At 41.8% G+C, this 25441-nt stretch carries 26 protein-coding genes and 1 other annotated feature; of the genes, 1 reads left to right on the top strand and 25 read right to left on the bottom strand.

What is annotated here, in order from left to right; all coding sequences use genetic code 11:
* Positions 1–42: 42 nt before the first annotated feature.
* Positions 43–1617 carry a HAMP domain-containing sensor histidine kinase gene (locus FD12_RS08520; RefSeq protein ID WP_056982643.1) on the bottom strand — a complete coding sequence of 525 codons (1575 nt, stop codon included), beginning with the start codon at positions 1615–1617 and terminating at the stop codon, positions 43–45.
* Positions 1614–2300, bottom strand: coding sequence for a response regulator transcription factor (locus FD12_RS08515; protein ID WP_056982640.1), 687 nt, complete (start codon positions 2298–2300; stop codon positions 1614–1616). The genes FD12_RS08520 and FD12_RS08515 overlap by 4 nt, the downstream gene beginning before the upstream one ends.
* Before the next feature lie 268 nt (positions 2301–2568).
* Between FD12_RS08515 and adhP the strand changes: the two genes are divergently transcribed.
* Positions 2569–3585 (top strand): alcohol dehydrogenase AdhP, encoded by a 1017-nt coding sequence (gene adhP, locus FD12_RS08510; protein WP_054746681.1) that lies wholly within the window; start codon positions 2569–2571, stop codon positions 3583–3585.
* A 177-nt stretch (positions 3586–3762) separates the two neighbouring features.
* Here the strand turns inward: adhP and rpmF are convergent, their stop codons facing one another.
* The 23 genes from rpmF to FD12_RS08395 form a co-directional block, all read right to left on the bottom strand.
* Complete coding sequence (gene rpmF, locus FD12_RS08505) at positions 3763–3939, bottom strand: 50S ribosomal protein L32 (protein WP_013728002.1); 177 nt, start codon at positions 3937–3939, stop codon at positions 3763–3765.
* Between the two features lie 55 nt (positions 3940–3994).
* Positions 3995–4549: a DUF177 domain-containing protein gene (locus tag FD12_RS08500; RefSeq protein ID WP_054746682.1), complete on the bottom strand. Its 555-nt coding sequence runs from the start codon at positions 4547–4549 to the stop codon at positions 3995–3997.
* An 86-nt stretch (positions 4550–4635) separates the two neighbouring features.
* The gene (locus FD12_RS08495; RefSeq protein ID WP_054746683.1) at positions 4636–5769 is read right to left on the bottom strand and encodes a nucleotidyltransferase; all 1134 of its coding nucleotides are present in this window, start codon (positions 5767–5769) and stop codon (positions 4636–4638) included.
* 6 nt (positions 5770–5775) lie between these two features.
* Complete coding sequence (locus tag FD12_RS08490; protein WP_056982638.1) at positions 5776–6531, bottom strand: class I SAM-dependent DNA methyltransferase; 756 nt, start codon at positions 6529–6531, stop codon at positions 5776–5778.
* On the bottom strand, positions 6528–6884 hold the full coding sequence (rsfS, locus tag FD12_RS08485; protein ID WP_054746684.1) for a ribosome silencing factor: 357 nt from the start codon (positions 6882–6884) through the stop codon (positions 6528–6530). The genes FD12_RS08490 and rsfS overlap by 4 nt, the downstream gene beginning before the upstream one ends.
* 9 nt (positions 6885–6893) lie before the next feature.
* Positions 6894–7499, bottom strand: a complete 606-nt coding sequence (gene yqeK, locus FD12_RS08480; protein ID WP_054746685.1) for a bis(5'-nucleosyl)-tetraphosphatase (symmetrical) YqeK — start codon at positions 7497–7499, stop codon at positions 6894–6896.
* Positions 7489–8121 carry a nicotinate-nucleotide adenylyltransferase gene (locus FD12_RS08475; RefSeq protein WP_054746686.1) on the bottom strand — a complete coding sequence of 211 codons (633 nt, stop codon included), beginning with the start codon at positions 8119–8121 and terminating at the stop codon, positions 7489–7491. The genes yqeK and FD12_RS08475 overlap by 11 nt, the downstream gene beginning before the upstream one ends.
* Positions 8122–8133: 12 nt before the next feature.
* Positions 8134–8445 (bottom strand): ribosome assembly RNA-binding protein YhbY, encoded by a 312-nt coding sequence (gene yhbY, locus FD12_RS08470; RefSeq protein ID WP_054746687.1) that lies wholly within the window; start codon positions 8443–8445, stop codon positions 8134–8136.
* A 16-nt stretch (positions 8446–8461) separates the two neighbouring features.
* On the bottom strand, positions 8462–9598 hold the full coding sequence (gene yqeH, locus FD12_RS08465; RefSeq protein WP_056982636.1) for a ribosome biogenesis GTPase YqeH: 1137 nt from the start codon (positions 9596–9598) through the stop codon (positions 8462–8464).
* 9 nt (positions 9599–9607) lie between these two features.
* Positions 9608–10123, bottom strand: coding sequence for a YqeG family HAD IIIA-type phosphatase (locus tag FD12_RS08460; protein ID WP_054746688.1), 516 nt, complete (start codon positions 10121–10123; stop codon positions 9608–9610).
* 88 nt (positions 10124–10211) lie between these two features.
* The gene (gene rplT, locus FD12_RS08455) at positions 10212–10568 is read right to left on the bottom strand and encodes a 50S ribosomal protein L20 (RefSeq protein ID WP_008856900.1); all 357 of its coding nucleotides are present in this window, start codon (positions 10566–10568) and stop codon (positions 10212–10214) included.
* 52 nt (positions 10569–10620) lie between these two features.
* Entirely contained in the window at positions 10621–10818 is a 198-nt protein-coding gene (gene rpmI, locus FD12_RS08450; protein ID WP_008856901.1) for a 50S ribosomal protein L35, read from the bottom strand.
* Between the two features lie 36 nt (positions 10819–10854).
* Complete coding sequence (gene infC, locus FD12_RS08445; protein WP_054746689.1) at positions 10855–11364, bottom strand: translation initiation factor IF-3; 510 nt, start codon at positions 11362–11364, stop codon at positions 10855–10857.
* A gap of 38 nt (positions 11365–11402) precedes the next feature.
* Positions 11403–11539, bottom strand: a sequence feature (ribosomal protein L20 leader region).
* A 65-nt stretch (positions 11540–11604) separates the two neighbouring features.
* Positions 11605–13554 carry a threonine--tRNA ligase gene (gene thrS, locus FD12_RS08440; protein WP_056982634.1) on the bottom strand — a complete coding sequence of 650 codons (1950 nt, stop codon included), beginning with the start codon at positions 13552–13554 and terminating at the stop codon, positions 11605–11607.
* Between the two features lie 336 nt (positions 13555–13890).
* On the bottom strand, positions 13891–14832 hold the full coding sequence (gene dnaI, locus FD12_RS08435; protein ID WP_054746690.1) for a primosomal protein DnaI: 942 nt from the start codon (positions 14830–14832) through the stop codon (positions 13891–13893).
* A gap of 10 nt (positions 14833–14842) precedes the next feature.
* Positions 14843–16216 (bottom strand): replication initiation and membrane attachment family protein, encoded by a 1374-nt coding sequence (locus FD12_RS08430; RefSeq protein WP_056982632.1) that lies wholly within the window; start codon positions 16214–16216, stop codon positions 14843–14845.
* On the bottom strand, positions 16217–16708 hold the full coding sequence (nrdR, locus tag FD12_RS08425; protein ID WP_056982630.1) for a transcriptional regulator NrdR: 492 nt from the start codon (positions 16706–16708) through the stop codon (positions 16217–16219). It abuts the gene before it with no gap.
* Between the two features lie 14 nt (positions 16709–16722).
* On the bottom strand, positions 16723–17313 hold the full coding sequence (coaE, locus tag FD12_RS08420) for a dephospho-CoA kinase (RefSeq protein ID WP_054746692.1): 591 nt from the start codon (positions 17311–17313) through the stop codon (positions 16723–16725).
* On the bottom strand, positions 17306–18148 hold the full coding sequence (gene mutM / locus FD12_RS08415) for a DNA-formamidopyrimidine glycosylase (protein WP_056982627.1): 843 nt from the start codon (positions 18146–18148) through the stop codon (positions 17306–17308). Before mutM ends, coaE begins: the two co-directional genes overlap by 8 nt.
* Before the next feature lie 42 nt (positions 18149–18190).
* A complete protein-coding gene (polA, locus tag FD12_RS08410) occupies positions 18191–20845 on the bottom strand; it encodes a DNA polymerase I (protein WP_056982626.1) in 2655 nt (884 codons plus the stop codon).
* A gap of 164 nt (positions 20846–21009) precedes the next feature.
* Positions 21010–21732, bottom strand: a complete 723-nt coding sequence (locus FD12_RS08405; RefSeq protein ID WP_054746693.1) for a Bax inhibitor-1/YccA family protein — start codon at positions 21730–21732, stop codon at positions 21010–21012.
* 110 nt (positions 21733–21842) lie between these two features.
* Complete coding sequence (murC, locus tag FD12_RS08400) at positions 21843–23174, bottom strand: UDP-N-acetylmuramate--L-alanine ligase (protein WP_056982624.1); 1332 nt, start codon at positions 23172–23174, stop codon at positions 21843–21845.
* A 29-nt stretch (positions 23175–23203) separates the two neighbouring features.
* Positions 23204–25435, bottom strand: coding sequence for a DNA translocase FtsK (locus tag FD12_RS08395; RefSeq protein ID WP_056982622.1), 2232 nt, complete (start codon positions 25433–25435; stop codon positions 23204–23206).
* Between the last annotated feature and the right edge of the window lie 6 nt (positions 25436–25441).

Raw genomic sequence — 25441 nt, 5'->3', positions numbered from 1 at the left:
AAACAAAACGAGTAGTTCGTCTGAAAAAGTCGAATTACTCGTTTATTTTATGCTTTTTGAATTTGAATCATTTGCTGATTCAGAAGACTCTTTATCTTTTGGCTGATCGCCTAATTCATCTTCTGTTGGCATATCTGTCATGATAGGTAGATTAATTTGGAATATCGAGCCGTAGCCCAAAGAACTCTCGATTGAAATATTGCCATGATAGGCTTCGATTAATCGATGAGCGATTGAAAGTCCCAACCCATTACCGCCCTTATCACGACTGCGAGCCTTATCAACTCGGTAGAATCGATTAAAGACCTTCTGCTTATCTTCCTCGGAAATCCCCTCACCAAAGTCTTGAACGGCGATATTGACCTTGGACATCGAGGTCGATAATGAAAGGTGGACTTCTTTTCGCTTAGTAGAATACTTAATTGCATTATCAAGTAAAATAACTAAGACCTGTTCAAGGTGATTCCGATAAATCTTAACGTAAATGCTCTTATCCGTATCATCGTCGAAGGTAAAGGTGAAATCGGGATGAATCATTTTGAAATCATTGTAGACTTGGGCAAAAACCTCATTAACATTGGTAATTTCTTCACCGTAGTTGATCTCAATCTGCTCAGCTCTCGATAAATCAAGCATTTCTGTTACTAAGCTCTTCATTCGCTTAGTTTCTTGAAGGGATGCCTTCAACGACTCAGAGAGCACTTCAGGATCGTCCTTACCCCATCTGAGGAGCATTTCGATGTGCCCTTGAATAACTGCCACCGGTGTCCGCAATTCGTGAGAAACATCTTCAACAAATTGCTGTTGTTGGTCAATATAGCGATGAGTCTGATCCAGCATACTGTTTAATAAGTCACCCAAGTCCGCAAGTTCATCATTCGTTTTTAAATCAGGAACCCGAGCGTCAGAATCAGGATCAGTCTTGACCTTATTAATTGTGTCTTGAATTTCATTAATCGGTCGAAGCATTTCAGCAGCCAGTAAATAAGCAAACATCATGGCCACAATAACTGAAATAATGACCAAAATTGCCAAAATGGCAAGCAATTTGCCTGTTGTTCGCCGATAATCACCTAACTTGTCGGTCACTTGGGCATAACCAATTAACGAGCCGTTCTTTTTTGACAGCAATGGCTCAATTCCGACTAACTCCTTTTTTCCTCGAAAAGTAGTCGTCATGATTTTACGCTTGTCAGCCGAGTGAAAGGTTACTGGGTCATTTCGGGATTTAAAGAGTAGCTTCTTATCAGTACCATAAACATTAACGAGAATGTTATCACGAGAAAAGTTAACAATCAGCGAATCCGAATAGATATTATCAGAATCCGACTGACCATTTGTCGCCGCACTCTCACCCTTTGTGATACTTGGCTGCAAATAATGGTCAACATCTTTTTTACTCAATGGTGAGTCATAATTAGATAGTCGTGACGAAACGGTCGTCAAGGTATTATCAATGTGAATTTTTTCCTGTTGCAGCAACACGTTTGTAAATCGATTAAAGAGCACAACGGAAAAAATTAACACGATTGCCAAAACACCGAGAGAAGTGAAGAAAGCCCACTTCCATTTTAACGATCGCCTACCTTTAGTCCCTGTTGATTTGGAGAAACTCATGAACGCATCACGTACCCGGTCCCTCGGACAGTTTGGATGTAGCTGTTCTCACCGGGACGATCAATTTTGTTACGTAAGTATCGAATATAAACATCAACAACATTGGTTTCAACTTCGGAATCATATCCCCAAACCTTGGTTAACAGGACATCTCGAGCCAAGACAACGTCAACATTTTCCATTAATGTTAGAAGAAGTTCGTACTCACGCTTGGTTAAATTGATGACTTCATCGCCGCGACGAACAATGCGACTCTCCTTTTCGATCGTTAAATCTTTGAAGGTCACTGACTTTTTATTGCTCTTTTGTTGATCGTTCTCTATTTGAATTCGACGAAGCAATGCTCGAATTCTAGCTAATAGTTCTTCAATGGCAAATGGTTTAACAATATAATCATCAGCTCCATGATCGAAGCCAGAAACCCGATCAATGACAGAATCTCTGGCAGTCATCATGATAATTGGTGTGTTCTTCTTTTCCCGAAGGCGACGAGCAACTTCCATTCCGTTTAGTTCAGGTAACATCAGATCCAACAGAATAACGTCAAAATTATCATCCAACGCTGCTTGTAACCCAGTTCGGCCATTTAACTCAACCTGAGTATCGTATCCTTCATGCTTTAATTCGAGTTCGACGAAGCGCGCCAAATTCTTTTCGTCCTCAATAATCAAAATTCGACTCATAAATGATCAGCTCTCCTAAGTGTATTAGTTTCTTTATTATATCTATTGAAATATTTTAACATAACTCTCATTTTACCATAATTATGAAACAGATAGTCATTAAGTTTGACCTTTTAGGCTTTTTTTGGTCTATTCACCTAAAAGGCTTACATTTTCTGGAAATATTTTTCATTTTTTGATTTTTGTGTACTTTTTCACTTGAATATCGTTGCTAGCTTGCTTATAATGTACTTGTTTGAAAATATATTACAAAAAGGATGATTAATAGATGAAAGCAGCTGTTGTACGCGATCCAGTTGATGGATATGTTGATATTAAAGATGTAGATTTACGACCAATTCATGAAGGTGAAGCATTAGTTAAGGTTGAATATTGTGGATTATGTCACACGGATCTTCACGTTGCTGCTGGCGACTTTGGTAAGGTTCCCGGCCGAATCATTGGTCACGAAGGTGTCGGAAGAGTTATCCAGGTTGCTGACGATGTCGACAATTTGAAAATTGGCGATCGAGTTTCAATCGCCTGGTTCTACAGAGGCTGTGGTCACTGTGAATATTGTACAACTGGCCGTGAGACTCTTTGCCGCAACGTTCAAAACTCTGGCTACACCGTTGACGGTGCAATGGCTGAACAGGTTATCGTCCCTGCTGACTACGCAGTTAAGGTGCCTGAAGGTCTTGACCCAGTTGAAGCAACTTCATTAACGTGTGCTGGTGTTACCATGTATAAAGCTCTTAAAGTCGGTGAAACCCGTCCAGGTCAATGGGTTGAAGTTGTTGGTTGTGGTGGCCTTGGAAACTTAGCCGTTCAATATGCCCACAACGTATTTGGTGCCCACGTTGTCGCCGTTGATGGTAACGAACAAAAACTGGCTGCTGCTAAGGAAAACGGTGCCGACATCACCATTAACCGTCATGATCCAGATGTTGCTGAACAGATCCAAAAGAAGGTTGGCGGGGTTCACAATGCTCAAATTACTGCCGTAACGACTGATGCCTTCACAACTTCAGTTAACGCATTGCGTCCAGATGGTAAATTAGTTGCTGTTGCCCTTCCTAAAGGTGACATGGCTCTTAACATCGATAAGACTGTTCTTGATGGTATTCAAGTTGCTGGCTCATTAGTTGGTACCCGTCAAGACCTCAAAGAAACCTTCCAATTCGGTGCTGAAGGCAAAGTTAAGCCAATCGTTCACACCCGTCGTTTGGACGAAGTAAATGACATCATCGACGAAATGAAAGCTAACAAGATTGTTGGCCGGATGGTCGTTGATTTCACTAAATAATGACTGTCTATTGAGAAGATCCTTAGAGAGACGCTAACCAGTTAAAGGTTGGCGCCTTTTTTATATCGTGAAAGCTAAACTAGCTCATAACCAGTGTGCCATGATATCACTCTAATCCAAATTTTGGGCATAAAAAAACAGCTTAGAATCCATGGCGTTCTAAACCGTTTTGTCAAACTACTTGTTATCTTTAATTACTTTACGGCCTTTGTAAAAGCCTGATGGTGAAACATGGTGTGGCATGGTGTATTCACCGGTCTTAGGGTCGAGGCTCAAATTAGGAGTCGTCAACTTAATGTGACCGCGACGCATGCGTTTTCTTGCTTTTGAAGTTCTACGTGCTGGTGTTGCCATATTCTTTCCCTCCTTGCAAAAATAAAATATCCACTAGTGAAATTTTTAGGCCCGGTTATTTTGAATCTTGATCTTTAAAAAGATCTTTCAATTTTGCCAGACGTGGATCAACTGTGTTTAACTCTGCCTTCTGATTCTTATAATCATCTACTGACATGACGTCCCAATCTTTGCCACTGGGCATCTGTTTGCCAGCAATCTCGTCAGGAGACAAAATGTGCATTGGAATATGCAGAATAACATTATCACTTACTGCAGATTCCATATCAACTTCGGCATCTTCATCGAGGACAAACACCACATCATCTTTACCATATCGGGCTTCAGCAGCCTTAGAGGGCACATAAAACTCCTCGATGGTAAAGTCTAAGGGTAAGTCTACCGGCTCAAGTGATCTTGAGGACGGTACAACAAGCTTACCCACGATATGAGTGTCAATAATTACATCTCCCCGATCAGCAAATGCCTGACCATCGATATCGAACGGGGTCGCATCGATAACTTGTTCGGAATATCGTTGCAACAAATCATCCTTGATATCAATACGCTCATTAAACGTGAAAGGATCAGTATCAGAGTACTTTTGGAGATCCTTAAAGTACCATTTCAATATAATTCCTCCAATGCAACAAAACTCATTATACCGGCAACAAATAGGCTTGTCAAGGTGTTTTGCTTGATAGGTTCAGCCCTCTTTTAGTGAATAATTGGATGCTTATAAAAATCTTGTGAGACCTGATTGATCATTTGAAATAACATCCCTGACTTGAAATCCATTTCAATGTAATCTTGAACAACATCCTCATTAATTTTGGTGATAAGAGGTAGCGACAGCTGCTTTTTGACTTGGTTAAGATATGTCTGACCGTTGCGGCTAAACCCCAACAGACGGATATAACTTGGTTTAACCAGCATATCTTGAGGGTAAGCGTGAACCAAAACATAGGTGCACAATCGTTGGATTCGCGTATACGTATACCGCTTTGTTTTGACTAATCGTAAAAAGTCACGAAAAGAAGTCGCTTTGATGGCACAACGCTTAAGGCGATACTCGATTCCCTCAGTCATCTGATAAATGTTGTGGAGCTCATCAATGGGTGTTTCGACCAACTCAAACCGCAACATCGGCCAGAATTGATCCCAAGTCATCAGCTGTTGAGCCTGAATCAGTTCCTGCGTTTCAGTTGGAACAAACCGGGCAACAGCCGTTGAATTTCCAGCCAGTAAAGCCGTCCGAATTGCCGATCCGCTCGAAATTGAGCTTGAGGAATCAATTTGACGATCATTGTGGCCACTCCCAATGCGTTTAACCGGGACCAGCTTCAATGGCGCTCCCAAATTAAAATTAGCATTCGCATAACCAAACGCAAGCATATCGTTGGGCTGATTTAACCGAATCCCAGTTTTTTTGAACAAATAATCTTGAAAAATGGAAGGATACGGACGATCAAATTGCTTAAAGCTCTTATCATGCCGAGGTTGATTGTCGATTAACTCCTGATAGTCAATGCTGGGGTTCTCCGCGCCAAACGACAACCAATCGCACTGCAGGTCTGCTGCCAAAGTAACTGCCCCAGATGCGAATATATGGGATGGTTGGACAGCCGAAAAAAAAGGCAACTCAACAACAATATCAATCCCATTATCGAGAGCCAATTTGGTGCGTTGCCATTTATCAAAAATAGCTGGTTCGCCCCTTTGCAGCCAGTTGCCACTCATGATCGCAATTGACACATCGGCACCTGTTTGGACTTTGGCTTGCTGCAGGTGATATAAATGCCCGTTGTGGAACGGATTATATTCAGAAACGATCCCAACTGCATGAAGCATCAACCATTACCCCTTTGTAGACTCAATAAACCACCGCTTGACTTGCTTAGCAAATGGCTTATCACCGAAATCCGTTGTAAATTTGAGATCCCTGAAACCACCAACCCGCAGCATTTTCATCAATTCATCATGATCGTATGCCCGCTCCTGATGAAGTTCGCTATAGGCATCATAAGCATCTTTTTCAGCATTATAACTGAAAAAACTCAAATCATGTTCTACAGCCGCAGGAGCAAAATCCCCCTCGTAACTTGTCCACATGAAAGCTGAATCTTCGGTGCGATAGTTATACATATATCCTGGATAAATATCGGTTACTTGATAAGGGGTGATCACATCAAATAAGAATTTTCCACCTGGATTCAAATGTTGACTCACAGAATTAAGCGTTTTCTGAAAATCTTCTTGGTTGATGAGATAGTTTAGTGAGTCGTCAAAACACGTGATCACATCATAATTATCTAAATCTGATAAGTCACGCATGTCAGCCTGGATAAACATCACATTACTATTGGTTTGTTGAGCTCGTTGATCGGCCAGTGTCAACATGTCAGGCGATAAATCAGCTCCATCCACTTGATAACCACTTTCAGCAAGCTTAACTGCCAACCGCCCTGTCCCACATGCCAAATCCAGAATCTTGGTTTTATTATTAGGCTTTTTTGAATTAGAAATTCGATCGGTCGTGTAAGCTAACCATCGATCATATAATGATTCATCGAACAAATCATCGTAGAATTGCGCAAATTCTGTATAGATCATACCTCAACCCATGAATCGATATTGACCAATGGTGCATCAGACCATAATTTTTCAAGATTATAAAAATCACGGACTTCTTTTTGGAAAATGTGAACAACCACATCACCTAAATCGATTAAAATCCAGCGACCACTATTCTTGCCAGAAACACTATAAACATTAACATCCTCTGCTTCAACCTGATCAATCACTTCATCGGCAATCGCCTTAACTTGACGATCAGAATTGGCATCGGCAATCACAAAATAATCAGCCATTAAACTGACTTTCTGCATGTCTAAAACAACAATGTCGTGAGCCCGTTTGCTATCGGCAGCTCGAACAACTATTTGAGAAATTTCTTTACTATCCATATTTACTCCTTATTTCAATCCAGAATCTGGGACCCAGCTATTATAGGTGACGATAGTCTGTGGAAATACCGGTTTATTATTCTCCACCAAATAACTTAACGTCTGTTTGGTTTGGTATGCCACACCCTGTTTCAAGTCATTGAAAGTTACTTTTCTGGCCTCATCGACGCCCGGAAAATCTCTGGCAGGTTCAATATAGTCGGCCATGTAAACAATTTGTTCAAGTGGCGTCATATATTCATGCCCAACCGTATGGTAACGGACTGCATTTAAGATTTCAATATCATTGATCTGAAGTTCCTTTTTAACAAAGATCCAACCGACAACCCCATGCCAAATTGCATTCCCGTAATTTAATAATTCAGGATCTAAATGGTACGTTTTAATTGCCTGGATGAAGTCTTCATCAGGGCGCTGTTTCGCGTAATCATGGACCAAACCAGCAATACTTGCGCGTTGTAAGTCTACCCCATTAATATCCGCCAAGTCCATTGCGGTTTGTTCAACTCGCAACACGTGGTGAAAGCGACTGTCCGTTAAGGCATCCCGCAATTTTTCAACGAGTTCTGACCTGCTGAATGGGGTACCCCGATACGTTAACTGACTATTCTCCATATAATTGATGCTCCCTTATATATTTCGCAACACACGTTGGTACAAGATAGCGAATCGATTGGTGTTGGCGAATCTTTGACCGAATATAAGAAGAAGAAATGTCGATATAAGGCACGTCAACCCAGATAATTGGATACTTTGAGGATGGGGTGTACCCATCCCGCTTGACGCCAACGAAGGATACCAGTTTGACCAATTCATCGATTCGATGCCATTTAGGCAGATAATTAACCATGTCACCGCCAATAATGAAATAATAATCATTTTCGGGATGCTTTCTGGTCAATTCTGCCATTGTATCATACGTATAACTGATCCCACCGCGATTCACTTCGGCCATTTCTATCGAAAAATTAGGATTATTCCAGATAGCCAAATTGATCATTGCCACACGATCCTGCGCATCGATCGCTAACTTGCGGTCAATGTGAGGTGGATTTGCATCTGGCATGAATAAAATCTTATCCAATCCAAGTTGGTCCAGGACTTGTTGAGCAACAATCAGGTGACCATTATGAATTGGATTAAACGTTCCGCCAAGGATGCCGATCCGCTTGCGCTTATTTTGAACGATCGTTTCAGTTTTCGGCAGTGTTTCTACAGTGCGAACAACATTAGACATTTTAAAATACCCCTACATTGAGAATACTTTTGTTGATAAATCTTGATGATCTTGATTCTTTGATTGCTTGAATAGTACAAGTGTTTTACCGATTGTTTGAACAACCGTAATATCGCTATTAGATTCAACATAGTCTTTGATTTCGGTCAGAGACTCAGCGGCGTTTTGCAACACGTTGACTTTAATTAGTTCCCGGCTGTCCAAAGCCTTATCAATTTCAGCCAACCAAATAGGTGATAATCCATTTTTACCGATCTCAAAAATCGGTCGCATTCGATTCGCACTCGCACGTAAAAATCGTTTTTGTTTTCCAGTTAATTTCATATATACCTCTAATTTTTTAAATCATTGCCGGTCTTAACAAAACTGAAACCCCTTTTGGTGCCCAGCCAGACACTGAAACGCCTTCAGGAACTGTTACCCAGCCCAGACCTTCAATGACCAAATCACTTTTCTGAGTCGTCTTGAATTCATGAGCTTCCAGTGGTGGAAAATCAGCTTTGTTTTCTTCGGATGGTGGTGTTAGTAAATTACCAACGTGTTTTGGATAGAACTCATCAGCATTCTCCAGTTTAGTCCGATGAATATACAGGTTATTTTCGACATAAACTGTAAAGCCTGCTTTACCCTCACCTGAATTATAATCAAACCGAGCGACGCCGCCAAAGAAAAGTGTTTGGGCGGGATTTAATTGATATTCTTTCGGCTTAATTCGCTTCTGAGGCGTTACTAAGTTCAATTCCTTGCCAACCAGATGATGAGCCATCTGTTCAGGCTGGATAATTCCCGGCGTATCAACCAAAAGCTTGCCATCTTTCAAAGGGATATCAATCCGATCTAAGGTGGTACCAGGGAACCGAGAAGTTGTGATCAACTCCTTGATCCCGGTGGATTGGCGCACAATCGAATTAATCAAAGTTGACTTACCCACATTGGTGACACCAACCACATACACATCCTTGCCGTTTCGATATTTTTCAATTTGATCCAGCAATCGGTCAACATCAAGATTGGTTTTGGCTGAAATCAGCTCAACGTCGACTGGTCGGATACCAGCAGCGTTCGCCTGTTGACGCAACCAATCCTTAACCTTGGTTTTCTTCAATCGAGCTGGAAGAACATCCAATTTGTTTCCAGCTAATAAGATTGGATTGTTACCAACAAAACGATGAAGACCCGGAATCATGCTCCCATTCACGTCAAAAATATCAACCACGTAGACAATTAGTGAGTCAGTATCAGAAATACTTGTTAATAGCTTCAAAAAGTCATCGTCGGATAGACTAACCGGAGCAATTTCATTATAATGTCGCAGCCTAAAACAGCGTTGGCAGTACACTTCACCATTTTCAAGACCTTTTTTCAACGCCGATTCCGGAGTGTACCCCAGTGCTGTTTTGTCAGTCGTTTGCACTTTAGCACCACATCCGATACAACGAACTACTTCGCCATCCACAACAACTTCATTTTCTGCCATAAATTCCTCCTATTTCCAATGTAAATCAGGATATTTCTTAATTAACATGTTCCAAACAATCTTCTCGAAGCCACGATTGATTGTCGTATTCCATGCGTCCGTTCGAACTAAAGGCTTCACGAGAATGCTGCGAACGCCACAATTGTTTGCTGAAACGACATCAGTCATCAACTGGTCACCAATCATTACCGTGTTCTTCTTCTTTAGATGAAAAGCTTTAATCGCGTGACGAATACCAATCGACAACGGCTTCATCGCCCGAGGCACAAATGGTAGCTCATAATCTTTTACCGCTTCTTGAATCCGGCGATGGCTGTTATTTGAAACAACAATCACTTTAATACCATACTTTTTGATACTTACCAACCAATTGCGTAGTTCGTCAGAACCCGCTTTTGAATTCCATGGAACCAAAGTATTATCTAAATCGGTTAGAACACAGTTGATATTATTATCCAACAAGAACTCAGGAGAAATACTATAAATATTTTCAATCATCCACGTTGGTTTAAATCGAGACAACATATGTCGCTCCTTAATAAATAGTTATTTATTTAAAACGTGGCTGGAACAAAAATAAATTTTGCCCAGCCACGTTTCATCAATCATCAAATTACTTAAGAGCTTCTTTGGCAGCGTCAGTGAGCGCCTTAAAAGCGTCTGTGTCACTAACGGCAAGGTCTGCAAGCATCTTACGGTTCATATCGATGTTAGCAAGTTTCAAGCCGTGCATAAATTGGCTGTAGCTTAAATCGTTAAGACGAGCAGCAGCGTTAATGCGGGCAATCCATAATTTACGGAAGTTACCTTTATTGGCACGACGGTCACGGAATGCATATACCTGTGACTTCATTACTTGATCTTTAGCAGTCTTGAATAAACGGGATTTACCTCCACGATATCCTTTAGCTAATTTTAAAACACGCTTACGACGTGCATGTGTGACTGTTCCACCTTTTACTCGTGGCATTTTGAATTCCTCCTATATTTTAAAAACGAAATGATTGAATGAATAGTAGATTTTATAGATGTGGCAATAACTTCTTGTAAGTCTTGATATTAGTCTTGTCCATCATACTGGTACCACGAAGTTGGCGACGTTGTTTCTTTGTCTTACCGTGGAAACGGTGACTTGTGTAAGCATTAGCACTCTTAAATCCACCGTTAGCAGTTCTCTTGAAACGTTTTGCTGCAGCGCGGTTTGTTTTTTGTTTAGGCATTGGTAAAAATCCTCCTCAAGTATTTAACGAACTAAATTAGTTTTTGTCTGCGTCTTTTGGTGAGAGCATCAAGAACATGCTTCGGCCATCCATCTTTGGCCGCTGGGTCACAGTGGCAACGTCAGACGTTTCTGAAGCCATTCGGTCAAGGACTTTTCGACCAATATCCTTATGGGTGATTGCACGACCTTTAAATCGAATTGAAACTCTTACTTTTTCGCCCTTTGCTAAGAACTTCTTAGCATTCTTCAACTTGGTGTTAAAATCGTTCACATCAATTGTTGGGCTTAAACGGACTTCTTTGACACTGATGACTTTTTGTTTCTTACGAGATTCTCGTTCCTTCTTCTGTTCTTGGAAACGATACTTCCCATAATCAAGAATCTTTGCAACTGGTGGCTTGGCCTTAGGTGCAACGAGGACCAAATCTAAATCAGCATCCTCAGCTAACTGAAGTGCTTCGTTCTTAGACTTAACCCCCAATTGATCACCATTAGCACCAATCAAACGAACCTCACGTGCGCGGATTCCATCATTAACCATCATATCTTTTGCTATGGTACTTCACCTCCGAATTTTGTGAAAAAGCAGAAAGAGAGCAGGCACAGAATTGCGCCCGCTCTCAATTAAAGAACTTGGATATCCAAGTTCTTACTCGATATCATGCCCAGCAAATTTGAAATTTACTCAGGCGAGAAGCGGGTAGCCTCTGCTTTCATTTGAACAACTATTACATGTTATCATGCATCCAAATCCCTGTCAACAACAAGCCCGTTATGAACGGCCTTATTTGTTGTCTTCACGAGAATATGAGTTGATATCTTTTTGAATCTCATCAACAAAACTGTCAAGAGATTCAGATTCTGTGTTCTTTTCACCATAACGACGAACAGAGACTGAATTGTCGTTAACTTCTTCATCACCGACAACCAAGGTATATGGAATCTTATGGGTTTGAGCATCCCGAATTAAGTAGCCCATCTTCTCACCTCGACTATCAACTGATGACCGAATCTTCAGCTTGCGGAGCTGCTCGTTAATCTTCTTGGCATAATCCCCATGCTTATCTTGGCTAACAGGAATAATCTTAACCTGATGAGGTGCCAACCAAGTTGGGAAAGCACCCTTATAAATTTCAGTCAAGTAGGCAACGAATCGTTCCATCGTTGAAACCAAACCACGATGGATCATAACTGGACGATGTTGTTTGCCATCTTCACCAACATAATGAAGGTCGAAACGATCAGGCAGCATGAAGTCCAATTGAATCGTTGACAAAGTTTCTTCATTACCAAGCGCCGTCTTTGTTTGAACATCCAACTTAGGACCATAGAAGGCAGCTTCACCTTCTGCTTCAGTATAGTTAAGGCCCATTTCATCCATGGCACCCTTCAACATACTTTGAGCTTTTTCCCACATCTCGTCATCATCGAAGTACTTTTCAGTGTTTTGGGGATCACGATAACTCAATCGGAAAGTATAATCATTGATGTCAAAGTCATGATAAACGTCGACCATTAAGTTCAAAATATTCTTAAACTCTTCTTGAATTTGATCCAAAGCAACGAACGTGTGACCATCATTCAAGGTCATTTCACGAACCCGTTGTAAACCTGATAGAGCACCAGACTTTTCATATCTGTGCATCATACCAAGTTCAGCAATTCTTAGCGGCAATTCACGGTATGAACGGATATGATGGTTATAAATTTGAATATGGCTTGGGCAGTTCATTGGCCGTAATTCAAGCATTTCACCATCGCCCATATCCATTGGTGGGAACATGTCTTCACGATAGTGGGCCCAGTGTCCAGATTGTTTGTAAAGGTCCAAGTTGGCAAGTACTGGTGTGTAAACGTGTTCGTACCCGTTAGCAACTTCCTTATCAACAATGTATCGTTCGATGGTTCTGCGGATTGTGGCGCCGTTTGGCATCCAATATGGCAAGCCGGCACCAACTTTAGGATCAACGAAGAACAAATCAAGTTGATTTCCAATAACTCGGTGATCACGATCATGGGCTTCTTGACGCTTTTCCAAATCGGCGTCAAGGTCTTTTTGTTTGTTAAAGGCAGTTGCATAAATCCGTTGGAGCATCGGATTAGATGACTTACCCTGCCAATATGCACCAGCAACTGAGAGTAATTTGAAGATTTTGACTTTACCGGTTGATGGTAACACAGCACCTTCAGCAATTGACTTAAAGTCGCCAATTTCAAAGAATTTAACTTGACCGTCAACAGCGTTTTCTTTAACCAATTCGCTTTGGTAAGGATCGTTGCCGGCAACCTTTTTAGCTTCGTCAGTACTCAAGAAGACAACCTTGATTGGCAAATCTTCTTTAATAATCTTGTGCATAGATTTGCTAAGGTCCTCTAGTTGATCCACGCTGATTTGAGTATCAGGCTTATCAGTATCAACAAAGAAGCCATCTTCATCAGCTGCACTTTCACCAAAGTTAATGTTATCAAAATCATTGGCAATGGCCATCTTTAAAATTTGAGCAGCAGTTGCCCGCAAAACGCTGAGGCCGTCGTCACTATCTGAAGTGACAATTTCGATCTTACCACCCTTATGTAGCGGTTCGTCATTATTAACGAATTGACCGTCCACCTTACCGGCTACGGATTTTTTACCTAAACTAACAGCGATTGATTTGGCGATGTCTTGGGCCGTTACGCCATCGTCAAACTGTTTAACACTGCCATCTGGAAATTCGAATGAAAGTTGTGACATATCTCTTACTCCCTTTTTATTTTTTGGAACCACAAAAAAATCCCTAATATACACTTAAGTATATTAGGGACGCAATTAGCGCGGTTCCACCCGTATTGGATTCATAGACAAATAAACCATAATTGCCCACAAAGCTCTCAAGTGGTTGCTAACGGTACCATCCGGGATAGCATTATCCGCAATCCAGTCCAAGAAGTGGTAACAGTTATTTTCTAAACAAATGGTCTTCCAGGCTAGAACCATTCTCCCTGTGATGAGAAGTAACTGTCATGTCTCCTTGATTCATTGCTTATAAGTATAGAATTGCTCTTTTAAAAAGTCAATTCAATTTGAAAATTAACCGGGTCGCCGGTTTTCACCGGTCATTTCAACTTCCCGGGACAAGAACTTGATTCGTTGCATCAAGCGCTTGGCTTTTAGTGGCTCATCGTCTCCCCGCTGGTTGATTCGTAGATGCTCTTGTTCAAGCTGCTCCATCGAGAAATTCGAGGTAAAAAAAGTTGGGAGTTGTTGCTGCATTCGATACTCCAAAATAACTCCGAGAACTTCATCTCGAACCCATGACGACATTGAATCTGCACCAATATCATCAATCATCAGAACGGGGGATTTTTTGATGGTATCAATTTTATCGGCAACATTATTTGTCGCAATTGCAGCCTTCATTTCAACGGCAAAACTTGGAAAATGGACCATGGTGGTTTGAATGTTGCGGTCAGCAAGTTCATTTGCAAGCGCACCGGTTAGATAGGTTTTGCCAACCCCAAACGGGCCATAAATATATAATCCGGGATGAAAATGCTTAGGATCCGACTTAACAGCGTTAATGAAAGCAATCCCCTTAGTCAGAGCCTCAACTCTTGAGGGATCTTTATCGAAGCCATCAATCTTAGCCTGCTTAATATCTTTCGGCATTGAAATCGTCGTAATCCGACGAGCCAACGATTGTGACTGCTGCCGAGCAAGGGTCTGTGGTGAGGCTGCATACGAAATATCAATCAAGTGATCATTGACAACCAGTTGTGGCAAATACCCTGGGGCAAACGACTGCTTGTCCTCGGAAATCTGACGTTTCACATTCGCATACTCGTATAGTTTGGATGCCGATCGTTCAACGGCATTATCTGCTAATTCATTTTGATGCTCATTAATAAACTTGGCGATCTCAGGATCATGCTGAATATCATTCATAATCTTATTGAAAGTTTCGCTAAAAGTGCCCCCATTGATCTTGCGGTCCTGCATGAGCTTTTTCACGTAATCGCTGACCCGTTCCATTGATTTTCACCTACTTTTGCTTTTTTAATTGATTGAGTTGCTGTTCCAATTGTTTCTTCTGTTCCGGACTCAAACCCTGTTTTGACTGCTTGGGTTGACTCTTCCGGGGCTGTTTTGCCCAATCAGGTAGCGTTTCCTTCACGTTAATACGCTTTTTGGGATAACGCCGGGTCGTCTTTTCTGCTCGTTCTTTGCCGCGATTTCTAAGCGCATTAATGGCATCTTGTGCACTAGAAACGTGTTTTTGAGACCAATCATCCGCAATTGTCGAAATGAGATTTTGGTTGAGAGTAGAATGCTTTTCAACCACCAAAATTTGATAAACCAACAAATTAAGGACTTCATTGGGAAAGACCCGCTTATTGACGAGATCCCGTAAGATTCGTTCCTCTCCTGGGGTGACAATTCCGTGTTTCTGGTCCTTAATTTGCTGCAGAAAAGTCATCGGCGCATTTGATTGCGTAATTTTGATAAGCTGCTCAGTGGCAGCATCAAAATTTTGGGTTGGCTTCTCGGCTTGTTGACTGCGTGGCTCAACTTTAGGCTTGTTGGCCGGTTGAGGCATCTCAAATTGTTGAGAAATGAGTCTTTTCAACCGGTGTTGATCCAACTCATTCGTGCTTAAATTTGTCGCTTTTTGAATGAGCTTCACCATTTCAACTTCATCAATGCCATATAACAAATGCTCGGATATAATCAGATCATGGCTTCTCTTGACACTTCGCTGGTCAACGTAGGAATTATCAAGCATTTCAAGGATCAAATTGAAGTCAAAGTCATCGCTTTGAGGACTTAGTTGATCGTTGCTGGCGTCTAAACGATCATCGTTTAACACTTGTTTGGTTTCGTTAACCGTCCCAGGAATGTTCTTGATTAAAGTCGTTGGCACATCAAACGTATCCAGGAGAGAAGCAGAAATATTCTTCAAATCACCTAAATCGGGTAAGGGGACAATCAACCTTGAAACAATTTGCTTGTAGGTCTCATCCCCAACTTTTCCCAATAACATGACCGCCAAAATATCAGTCTTCAAAAATTCTTTGGCAGACAAGGGAACCTGCATGGCGTACACGAGCGAATCTGGTGATTTCCGTGAGGCAAACGTTCCTAACAAATTAACAGCTTCCAAGAGCTTTCGTTGCGCAACAATCTTGTCAGTCCCAATATTGAGCATACTTTGTAACTCATAATGTTTATGCAAAACGAGTTGATTATGATCACTCACACTAAAATTCCAGAGTAGCTCGTACAGTTGAAGCGCGCCATCTCCAATGATTGGTAAATACAAGTTGTTAAGTACATTGTGATCAATCATACTATTAACGGTCGCGTTGACCACAACAAACTTGGAATCCGGGGTTAATTTGTTGAATGCATCTGCCATTTATTTCCCCTCCGGATCGTTTTTGGAATCTTTTTTCTTATCCTTTTCCATAATTTCTTTAAGTTCTTTGTAAAACACCGACATATCCTTAAACTGGCGGTAAACACTTGCAAACCTAATATAGGCGATTTCGTCCAAGTTAACTAATTCTGCCATGACATACTCGCCGATTTGTTGACTGGAAACTTCATTTTCACCCAATGATCGAAGCTTGTTCTCCACCCGGTCAACTAATTCAGTGATGGAATTCATTGAGACCGGCCGCTTTTCAGCTGACCTAACAATGCCTTTCATCAATTTTTCACGGTTAAACTCTTCACGGTTCCCGTTCTTTTTGACAACAAGTAAAGGCGTTACTTCGACCCGTTCAAATGTTGTGAATCGAAAACCGCAGTGTTCACATTCTCTTCTTCGCCGAATGACGCGGCCATCATCGGTCGGTCGACTATCAACAACTTTGGAACCATTGTAACCACAATGAGGACATTGCATGGATTTCACCTCGTTTAATTCGTTTCAGCGGCCAACCACTCATCAATCTGTATCTGGGTCTGAGTAATTGTACCGGAATTATAAATAATTGTATCAGCCAAATCACATTTTGTCTGCAACGGCCATTGATTCTTAATTCGCTGGCTTGCCTGACTAATGCTCAATTGATTTCTTGCCATCAAGCGATGAAGCTGAGTGACCGGGTCACAGTACACGACAACTAATTCGTCTACGATGTGGGCGTAACCATTTTCAAACAACGTCGGGGCATCCAGAATAACTAAATCAGCCCCTGCACGCTGTTCAAATTGTTTCGTAATTTCTGAGCGGATAAACGGATCAATTGTTCGGACCAGCTTTTTAAGCTCGGCTGAACGATTGAATACCAATTTCCCGAGTCGCTTACGGTCGAGTTGACCATCTTTAGTCAAAATTCTCTTGCCAAACTGGTCAATAATCGCGTCGAAACCATCTTCGCCCTTTTGCTCCACCTGGTGGGTAATTAAGTCAGCATCGATGATCGGTACCTGATTCTCTTTTAAATAACTGCTGACGGCCGACTTACCAGTCGCAATCCCGCCGGTCAGCCCAATTAACTTAGTCATTATTTACTCCATGAACCACTTGGCATTTCGGACAAAAATGAGTGCCCCGTTGTGCCAGCTTAATTTTCACAATTGGTGTCCCGCAGCGTAAACACGGTTCGCCTTCTCTACCATACACATTTAATTGATTCTGAAAATTTCCGGCTTCCCCAGACGCAGTTGAATACGAATGAACCGTCGTACCGTGGCCGGCAATTGCTTTTTGAATTTCAGCAATAATGTTTTTTCGCAGTCGTTTGATTCCAGCTAACGAAATGGAATTGACCGGCTGTTCTGGATGAATTTTACTCAACCACAATACTTCATCAGCATAGATGTTTCCCAAACCGGCAATTTTGCTTTGATCGAGAAGAAATGGTTTGACCATCTTCTTGCTTTTGCCAAAGATGGTTTCCATATAATCGACCGTCAAATCTTGTTCCGTCGGTTCTGGGCCGATCGTTTTAAGCCCTGCCACTGATAACTCCTCACCAGTATTTACCAGATTCATCCGGCCAAACTTTCGGGTATCATTATATCGAAGTTGGCGGCCATCCGTTAAATGAAAAATCACATGGGTATGTTTACCAATCGGGGCGCCTTCTGGTTCAACATCGTATTTACCTTCCATTCGCAAATGCGACACAATTGTGAGGTCGTCACTTAACCGAATGAGTAAATACTTCCCACGGCGGTCAATTTTCTCAATTGTTTTATTTTTTAATGCTTTTTCGAAAGCGACTTTTGGTAAGTTAACCATTTTTGCATACAGAACGTCCACACTGCGGATCTGACTGCCAGCAACAAGTTCAGTCAATCCGCGGCGAACGGTTTCTACTTCTGGTAATTCAGGCATCCCAATCCCCCATCATTTCAAAATAGTCAGTTTGTTTAATTGTTACTTAGCATCATACCACGTCTTACCCCAATGACTTTCGACCTTCAGGGGAACGTTTAATTTAATGGCAGAATCCATCACCTTTGGAATTAACGTTTTAACAGTTTCAAGCTCATCTGCTGGAACTTCGAAAATCAATTCATCATGCACCTGAAGCAACATTGTCGTTTGCATATCTTTTAGGGCTTCATCCATGTTGATCATGGCAATTTTAATAATATCTGCTGCACTCCCCTGAATTGGTGTATTCATGGCAGTTCGCTCAGCAAATGATCTCAAATTAAAACTCTTGGAGTTAATATCTGGCAAATACCGTCTGCGATGCGCAATTGTTTCAACATATCGGTGATTTCTGGCGAATTCGACAATATCTTCCATATATTTCTTAACACCGGGATATTCTTCAAAATAGCGTTGAATAAACTGATGGGCTTGTTTTCGAGTGATACCAGTATTCTTTGACAAGCCAAAGTCACTGATGCCGTAAACGATCCCAAAGTTGACGGCTTTGGCCTGCCTACGTAATTCAGGGGTCACTTCATCGTTGGACTTTAAACCAAAGATTCTTCTGGCCGTTGTGGCATGAATATCTTCGCCCTCTCTGAAGGCTTCCTGCATGTTCTTGTCATTAGTAATCGAGGCCAACACGCGTAATTCAATCTGAGAGTAGTCAGATGAAAAGATCTGCCAACCCGGATGAGACGGGATAAAGGCTTGACGAATTAAACGGCCTTCTTCGGTTCGAACCGGGATGTTTTGGAGGTTGGGGTCTACAGACGATAACCGTCCAGTCTGAGTCAGTGTTTGTAAATATCTGGTGTGGACTTTTGAATCATCCTTGTGAATGACTTTAAGTAGTCCATCCACATAGGTTGATAATAATTTAGAAATTTGGCGGTAATTCAATACGTTTTGAACAATTGGCGCATCAGGAGCCAACTTTTCAAGTACATCAACTGATGTCGAATAACCAGTTTTGGTCTTCTTTAGAATTGGTAACCGTAACTTTTCAAACAAGATCGTTCCCAATTGCTTCGGTGAGCCAATATTAAATTCTTCGCCGGCTTGTTGATAAATAGTTTGCTTAATTTCACTCAATCGTTCAGTGAATTTACTGCCCATTTCTTCTAAAGTACTTGCTTGGACTTTAATGCCACTGATTTCCATTTTAGCAAGCACAAACGCAATTTTGATTTCGATGTCCCGATAAAGAGTGGTTTGATTATGTTTATCCAAATCGGCAAACATGGCATCATGAAGCGCATCAATTGCCTTGGCTTTATGCACCAGGTGATCTAAAAATGCTTGAGATTCTGTATCAATTGATCGTTTAGCACCCTTACCGTAAACTTCCTCGTCAGTCTTAATGTTGTTGAAGCCGTGCAACTTTGCGACGGTTCCGACATCATTACTGTTATTAGTTGTATTAAGCAAATAGGAAACGAGCAGCATGTCAAAGTCCACATTCCGGAGTTCAATCGATTGCCGAAACAAGCCCACAAATGTCCGCTTGGCATCAAACACGTTCTTCTTGATTGTTGAACTGGTCAATATATCTTTGATAGTTGGCGTTTTAAGTAAAGTAACATCATTAGTAACGAACCACTTTTCGCCCTGCCCAATCGCAAATCCCAAGAGATCCGCAGTATGATAGTTTTCATCACTCATTTCCAAATGGAATGAAACTTCGTCTTGAAACTGTTTCAATTCGTCGAGGTTCTTATTTGTGAGAACTTCGCATTTGATCGTGGCTAATTGCTCTTGACTTGATTGATCATCAACTCCCAATTTTGATAGAAAGGATTTGAAGTTCATCCGTTCATAAAAATCAGTCAGCTTATCCAGATCGTCCCCCGTATAATCTAGGTCCGCGAGGGAGATTGTCACCGGCGCATCTCGGTTAATTGTCGCCAGGACTTTGGCACGCCTAGCTTGATCTTCATCATGAATGAGATGTTCCTTGAGCTTTTTACCAGAGACCTCATCAATGTGATCATAAAGATTATCAATCGTCCCAAACTGTTGCACCAGCTTCAGTGCAGTTTTATCGCCAACCTTTTCGACGCCAGGATAATTGTCGGAATTGTCACCTTTAAGTCCCTTAATTTCAATGATTTGGCTGGGTTTAACGCCTAATTTTTTCTCCACATGCTCGGGCGTGTAGGTTTCCAGCTCAGTCACCCCTTTTTTGGACACCTGAACCGTTGTTTTATCTGAGGTTAGTTGGGTCAAGTCACGATCACCAGTCACGATCACGACTTGGTAATCACCAGCTGTTTCTGCCTGTTTGGCAAGGGTCCCAATAATATCATCAGCTTCGTAGTCAGGCAGTTCATAGGACTTAATGCCCCGAGCCGCTACCAACTCCTTTAAAAACGGAAATTGTTCAGATAATTCAGTCGGCGTTTTGGCCCGCCCTCCCTTATAATCTGAATACATTTTAGTTCGAAATGTAACCTTACCTGCATCGAACGCAACCAGCACATCGGTTGGTTTTTCTTCCTCCAGAACCTTATCGAGCATTCTGTTAAAACCATAGATGGCACTGGTATGTAAGCCGGATGAATTGGTAAACCGGTCGAGGGATTGATATAGTGCATAAAACGCTTTGAAGGCAATACTATTGCCATCAATTAACAGTAATTTTTTTGTCATGTCGTTCTCCTCTAAATTAAAACGCTTAATCCAATTTTACCACGCCAAAGCTGGGGCTTCATCGTTTCAAAGAGAATTTTTCCGAAAGCTTTTGTTCACAGCAAAAGGGCTGGATCAAAACGGATGTTTTGTCCAGGCCCTTATACCAGCAATTTTCATTTAATTTAACGATTATTACTGTTACCAAAGATTGAAAGTAATTGTAAGAATAGGTTAACAAAGTCCAAGTATAATTGTAAGGCTCCGAACACAGCCAGCCCGGTCATCGAAATCTCACCACTACCAGAATATCGGTTGTACATTTGCTTCATTTTTTGAGTATCATAAGCAGTTAAAATTGTAAAAATCACGACAGCGACAATGGAGAATACGAAAGCGATAATAGTACTTCGTAGAAAAATATTAATCACCATTGCGATAATCAAAGCAATTAACGCAGCTGTTGCCTGAGCACCCCATTTGTCAAGATTCCGTCGGGTCACTAAACCATAGACAGTCATGGAAATGAAGATCGCCGATGCAGATACGAAGGCCGATGCAATTGATGCGCCAGTATAAGCATAAGCAATTGTTGAAAAGACAAACCCACTCAAGATCGCATATAACATGAGTACTGTGAATGCAAGAGTTGGCCGCTTAAGTGCCTGAAATGAAACAATAAATGGTAAAACAAACCAGGCAATTAATGCAATCCAGATTGTGCCGCTGTGAGGGTTAATGGATGCTCCCGACTGGCCAAGACCGGCACTGATTAAGAAGGCCGTTGCGGCTGAAACCAGTACAGCCAAGCTCATCCAACCATACATTTTAGTTAAAAACGCATTTAAGCCGGCGGCATTATTGACCATCTTTCGTTCGTCCGGTCGTTCATTTGGGTAATTATCCATAAGATCCGCTCCTTTTGTAGTTGATAACTATTTTCTTCGTTACATAATTCTACCAAACAAAGGCCGATAATCAAGTAAAAATACTTGAATATCGGCTTTATAAGAATTCCTTAATTAATTTTCTTGCTTAAATGACTCAATAGGTCTTCGTAAGATTTTTCATACTTTTGGATGTCACCTGCACCCATGAAGATGACCACGTCGTTATCGTAATCAAGCAATGGGGACATGTTGTCAACTGACAAAATTCGACCGCCCTTAGTAATTTTCTTGGAAAGATCCTCGCTGGAAACTTTTCCGTGACTTTCACGCGGAGAGCTGTAAATGGAAGTCAAAAATACTTCATCTGCCAGGTTCAAGCTCTTTGCAAAGTCATCCATCAGGGCAATTGTTCGACTAAACGTGTGAGGCTGGAATACGACGGCAATTTTCTTGCTTGGGTATTCCTGACGGGCAGCATCAATTGTCGCTTTGATTTCAGTTGGATGATGGGCATAGTCATCGATGATCGTCATTCCAGAAATCTTCCGTTCTGAGAATCGCCGTTTAACACCTTGGAAGGTCATCAATTCTTTTTTGATTTCACCAAGATCAACTTCCTCAAAGTAGGCCACTGCAATAACGGCCAAAGAATTGAAGATATTGTGTTCGCCAAACAATGGAACCGAGAAGTCACCCAAGTCCTTGCCTTTATACAAAACATGGAAACTTGAGCCGCTGGTCGTCCGTTTAACATCAACCGCTTGAAAATCATCTGTCTCATTCAAGCCGTAGTAATAAATTGGCACACTGGCCTTTAATTGACGAAGCCGTTTATCGTCCCCCCAAGCAAAGATTCCTTTCTTTGTCTGGTTGGCAAACGTTTGAAATGCATCTTGGACGTCATCAATGCTCTTGTAATAATCCGGGTGATCAAAATCAATATTGGTCATAATGGCGTAATCCGGTTGGGTCGCTAAGAAATGTCGACGGTACTCATCGGCTTCATAAACAAAGAAACGTGCATTGGGAACCCCTTTACCAGAGCCGTCACCAATTAAGTAATCAGTTGGGGCAATTCCAGAAAGAACGTGAGCAAGCAGCCCAGTCGTACTGGTTTTACCATGAGCACCAGACACACCAATACTGGTTTTACCCTGAATCATTTTACCCAAAAATTCATGATAACGATAAACAGTTAGACCCATTTCACGCGCCTTTTTGATTTCTGGATGGTCATCGGTAAATGAGTTTCCGGCAATCACCGTCAACCCCTCGTGGATGTTCTTTTCATCAAAAGGCAAAATTTTGATTCCTGCCTGTTCCAAACCACGTTGTGTAAACGTGTATTGCTCAATATCTGAGCCCTGGACCTTGTCACCACGGTCATGCAAAATTAAGGCCATGGCACTCATTCCAGTCCCTTTAATACCAACAAAATGATATACAGTGTTTGAATTCATATTCCAACCTACCCATCAATCTTAAATTTTTAATTATCGTCAGGTGATTCGTCGCTGGCTTGGTTGCCAGAGGGCTTGTAATAAACCGTTCTGGGTTTTGCGCCTTGCTGTTCTGAAACTAAATGGCGAGTTTGCAAATCGTCAATAATGTTTGCAGCTCTATTATAACCGATTGAAAATACACGTTGAAGCTTTGATGTAGAAATTGTGTCTTCTTGGGCAATATATTTCATGACTTGGGGCATCAATCGATCGTGAGCGTTCTTGTCAGACACGGTTTGTTTCAATGATTCCGGTGTGAATAAATATTTTGGTTCACCTTGCTGCCGAACTGCATCAATGACACCATTTAATTCTTGATTCGTCACGAAGGCGCCCTGAAGTCTGATTGGTGTATTGGCTCCACTACCCAAATAAAGCATATCACCACGGCCAAGCAAGCGTTCAGCACCAGTCGAATCCAAAATTGTTCGGGAATCAACTTGACTGGAAACCATGAAAGCAATTCGACTGGGAATATTATTTTTAATGGTTCCGGTCACGATGTCGACACTTGGCCGTTGAGTTGCAACGATCAAATGAATACCCGCAGCCCGGGCTTTCTGAGTAATTCGAACAATGGCATCTTCCACTTCGCTCGAAGCAACCATCATTAAGTCTGCCAGCTCATCAATGATGACAAGAATGTATGGCATCTTAAGGCCATACTCCCCTGCTTTTTCTGCCTTTGCATTAAATTGTTCAATATTGCGAACACCGCCAGCGGACAACTTTTCATAACGCTCGTCCATTTCCTTCGTAACCCACTTTAAGGCAGCCGCCGCACTTTGAGGATCTGAAATGACCGGTGAAAGTAGATGAGGAATCCCGTCATAGGGTGCAAGTTCAACTGCCTTCGGATCGATTAATAATAATTTCAATTCTGCTGGAGTTGCTTTATACAATAGCGAAATGAGCAGGCTATTAATGAAAACACTTTTCCCTGATCCAGTCGCTCCGGCAATCAAACCGTGTGGCATCTTTCGAATATCTGTCAATCTTGGCATCCCTGCCAGATCAACTCCCAAAGCGGTGGTTAAAGGTGACCGCGCATGTTTAAACTTATCGGTTGAGATAATTTCTGACAATAGCACCGGCCTTGGATGTGGATTGGGAATTTCAATCCCAACTGTGGATTTACCTGGAATTGGTGCCTCAATCCGGATGTCCTTAGCCGCCAAAGCCAGCTTTAAGTCATCGTTCAAGTTGGTAATGCGACTCACCTTCACGCCAAGGGCAAGCTTAACTTGGAACTGGGTGACGGTCGGACCATTTGTCCAATCAACCACTTCGGCAACTACTTTAAAAGCACTAAACGTTTTATCCAGGACATCTATCTGATGCTCAATCCACGTATCAATCGAATCATCCTGATCATCCTTTGGTAACGCCAATAAAGAGGTGGACGGGAATTTGTACCCTGACCGTTGCTCTATCCCTTGGGTATCAGGCTGATGCTCTGAAGTGACTGGTTGAACAGCCGGCTTGGTTACCGGTGTTGCTGGAACCTTCGACTTATGGAAACCAGCAGGATGTCCCTGGGTCTTAATGTCGTCACTAAAAAGGGCCAATTTCCTCGGATTGGCTTGTTCTTTATTAACAATTGTTGCCAAAGACTGCCCCAACCCGTGATGGGCATCAAAATTCCGCCGCTGGGAAGGCTGATGTTTCGGATTTGGTTGGGTCGGGATTGATGGTTTTGAAGCTGACCGGTCTTGACTCGGCTTTGCAGGGGAAATTTCAGTTTTTTGCTGTAGATGATCATTATTTTTTTGTGACTGTTCTTCTGCGTCCGAGGCTCGACGGATTAACCGATCATCTGAAATATGTAAGGGAGAGGTCGTTTGACTCCCCTCCGTTGGGGCCTTCTTATCCGCCAAAACGATGAGTTCATCTTGCGAGAGCCGAAGCCACTGAGTTAGTTCATTATATAAATGACGTTGCCGCCTTTGTTGACTCACAAAGTAGTTCTTAGCAATTTGCTGTTTTCGGACAACATTTTTTGGCTTTTTTCTGGGTTTGAAATTCTTAATTTCTTTGAGGAAAGCCGGCACCTCATCCGAAGTTTGACTCACTTCTGGCTTAACGATCGGCTTTGGACGTGCCACTTGTCGACGTGGTGCGATCTGATGCCGATTTTGTTGTTCAGTTTTAACTTTTTTAACGACAGGTTTTCTATTTGGCCTTCGTCGAAAAAAAGCTGGTCCATCATAGCTCGTCATCATATA

Origin of the sequence: Lentilactobacillus rapi DSM 19907 = JCM 15042 (assembly GCF_001436255.1) — a bacterium.
Classification (GTDB): domain Bacteria; phylum Bacillota; class Bacilli; order Lactobacillales; family Lactobacillaceae; genus Lentilactobacillus; species Lentilactobacillus rapi.
The sequence above is the reverse complement of the archived record's forward strand: the minus strand, read 5'-3'. Positions and strand labels throughout refer to the sequence as shown.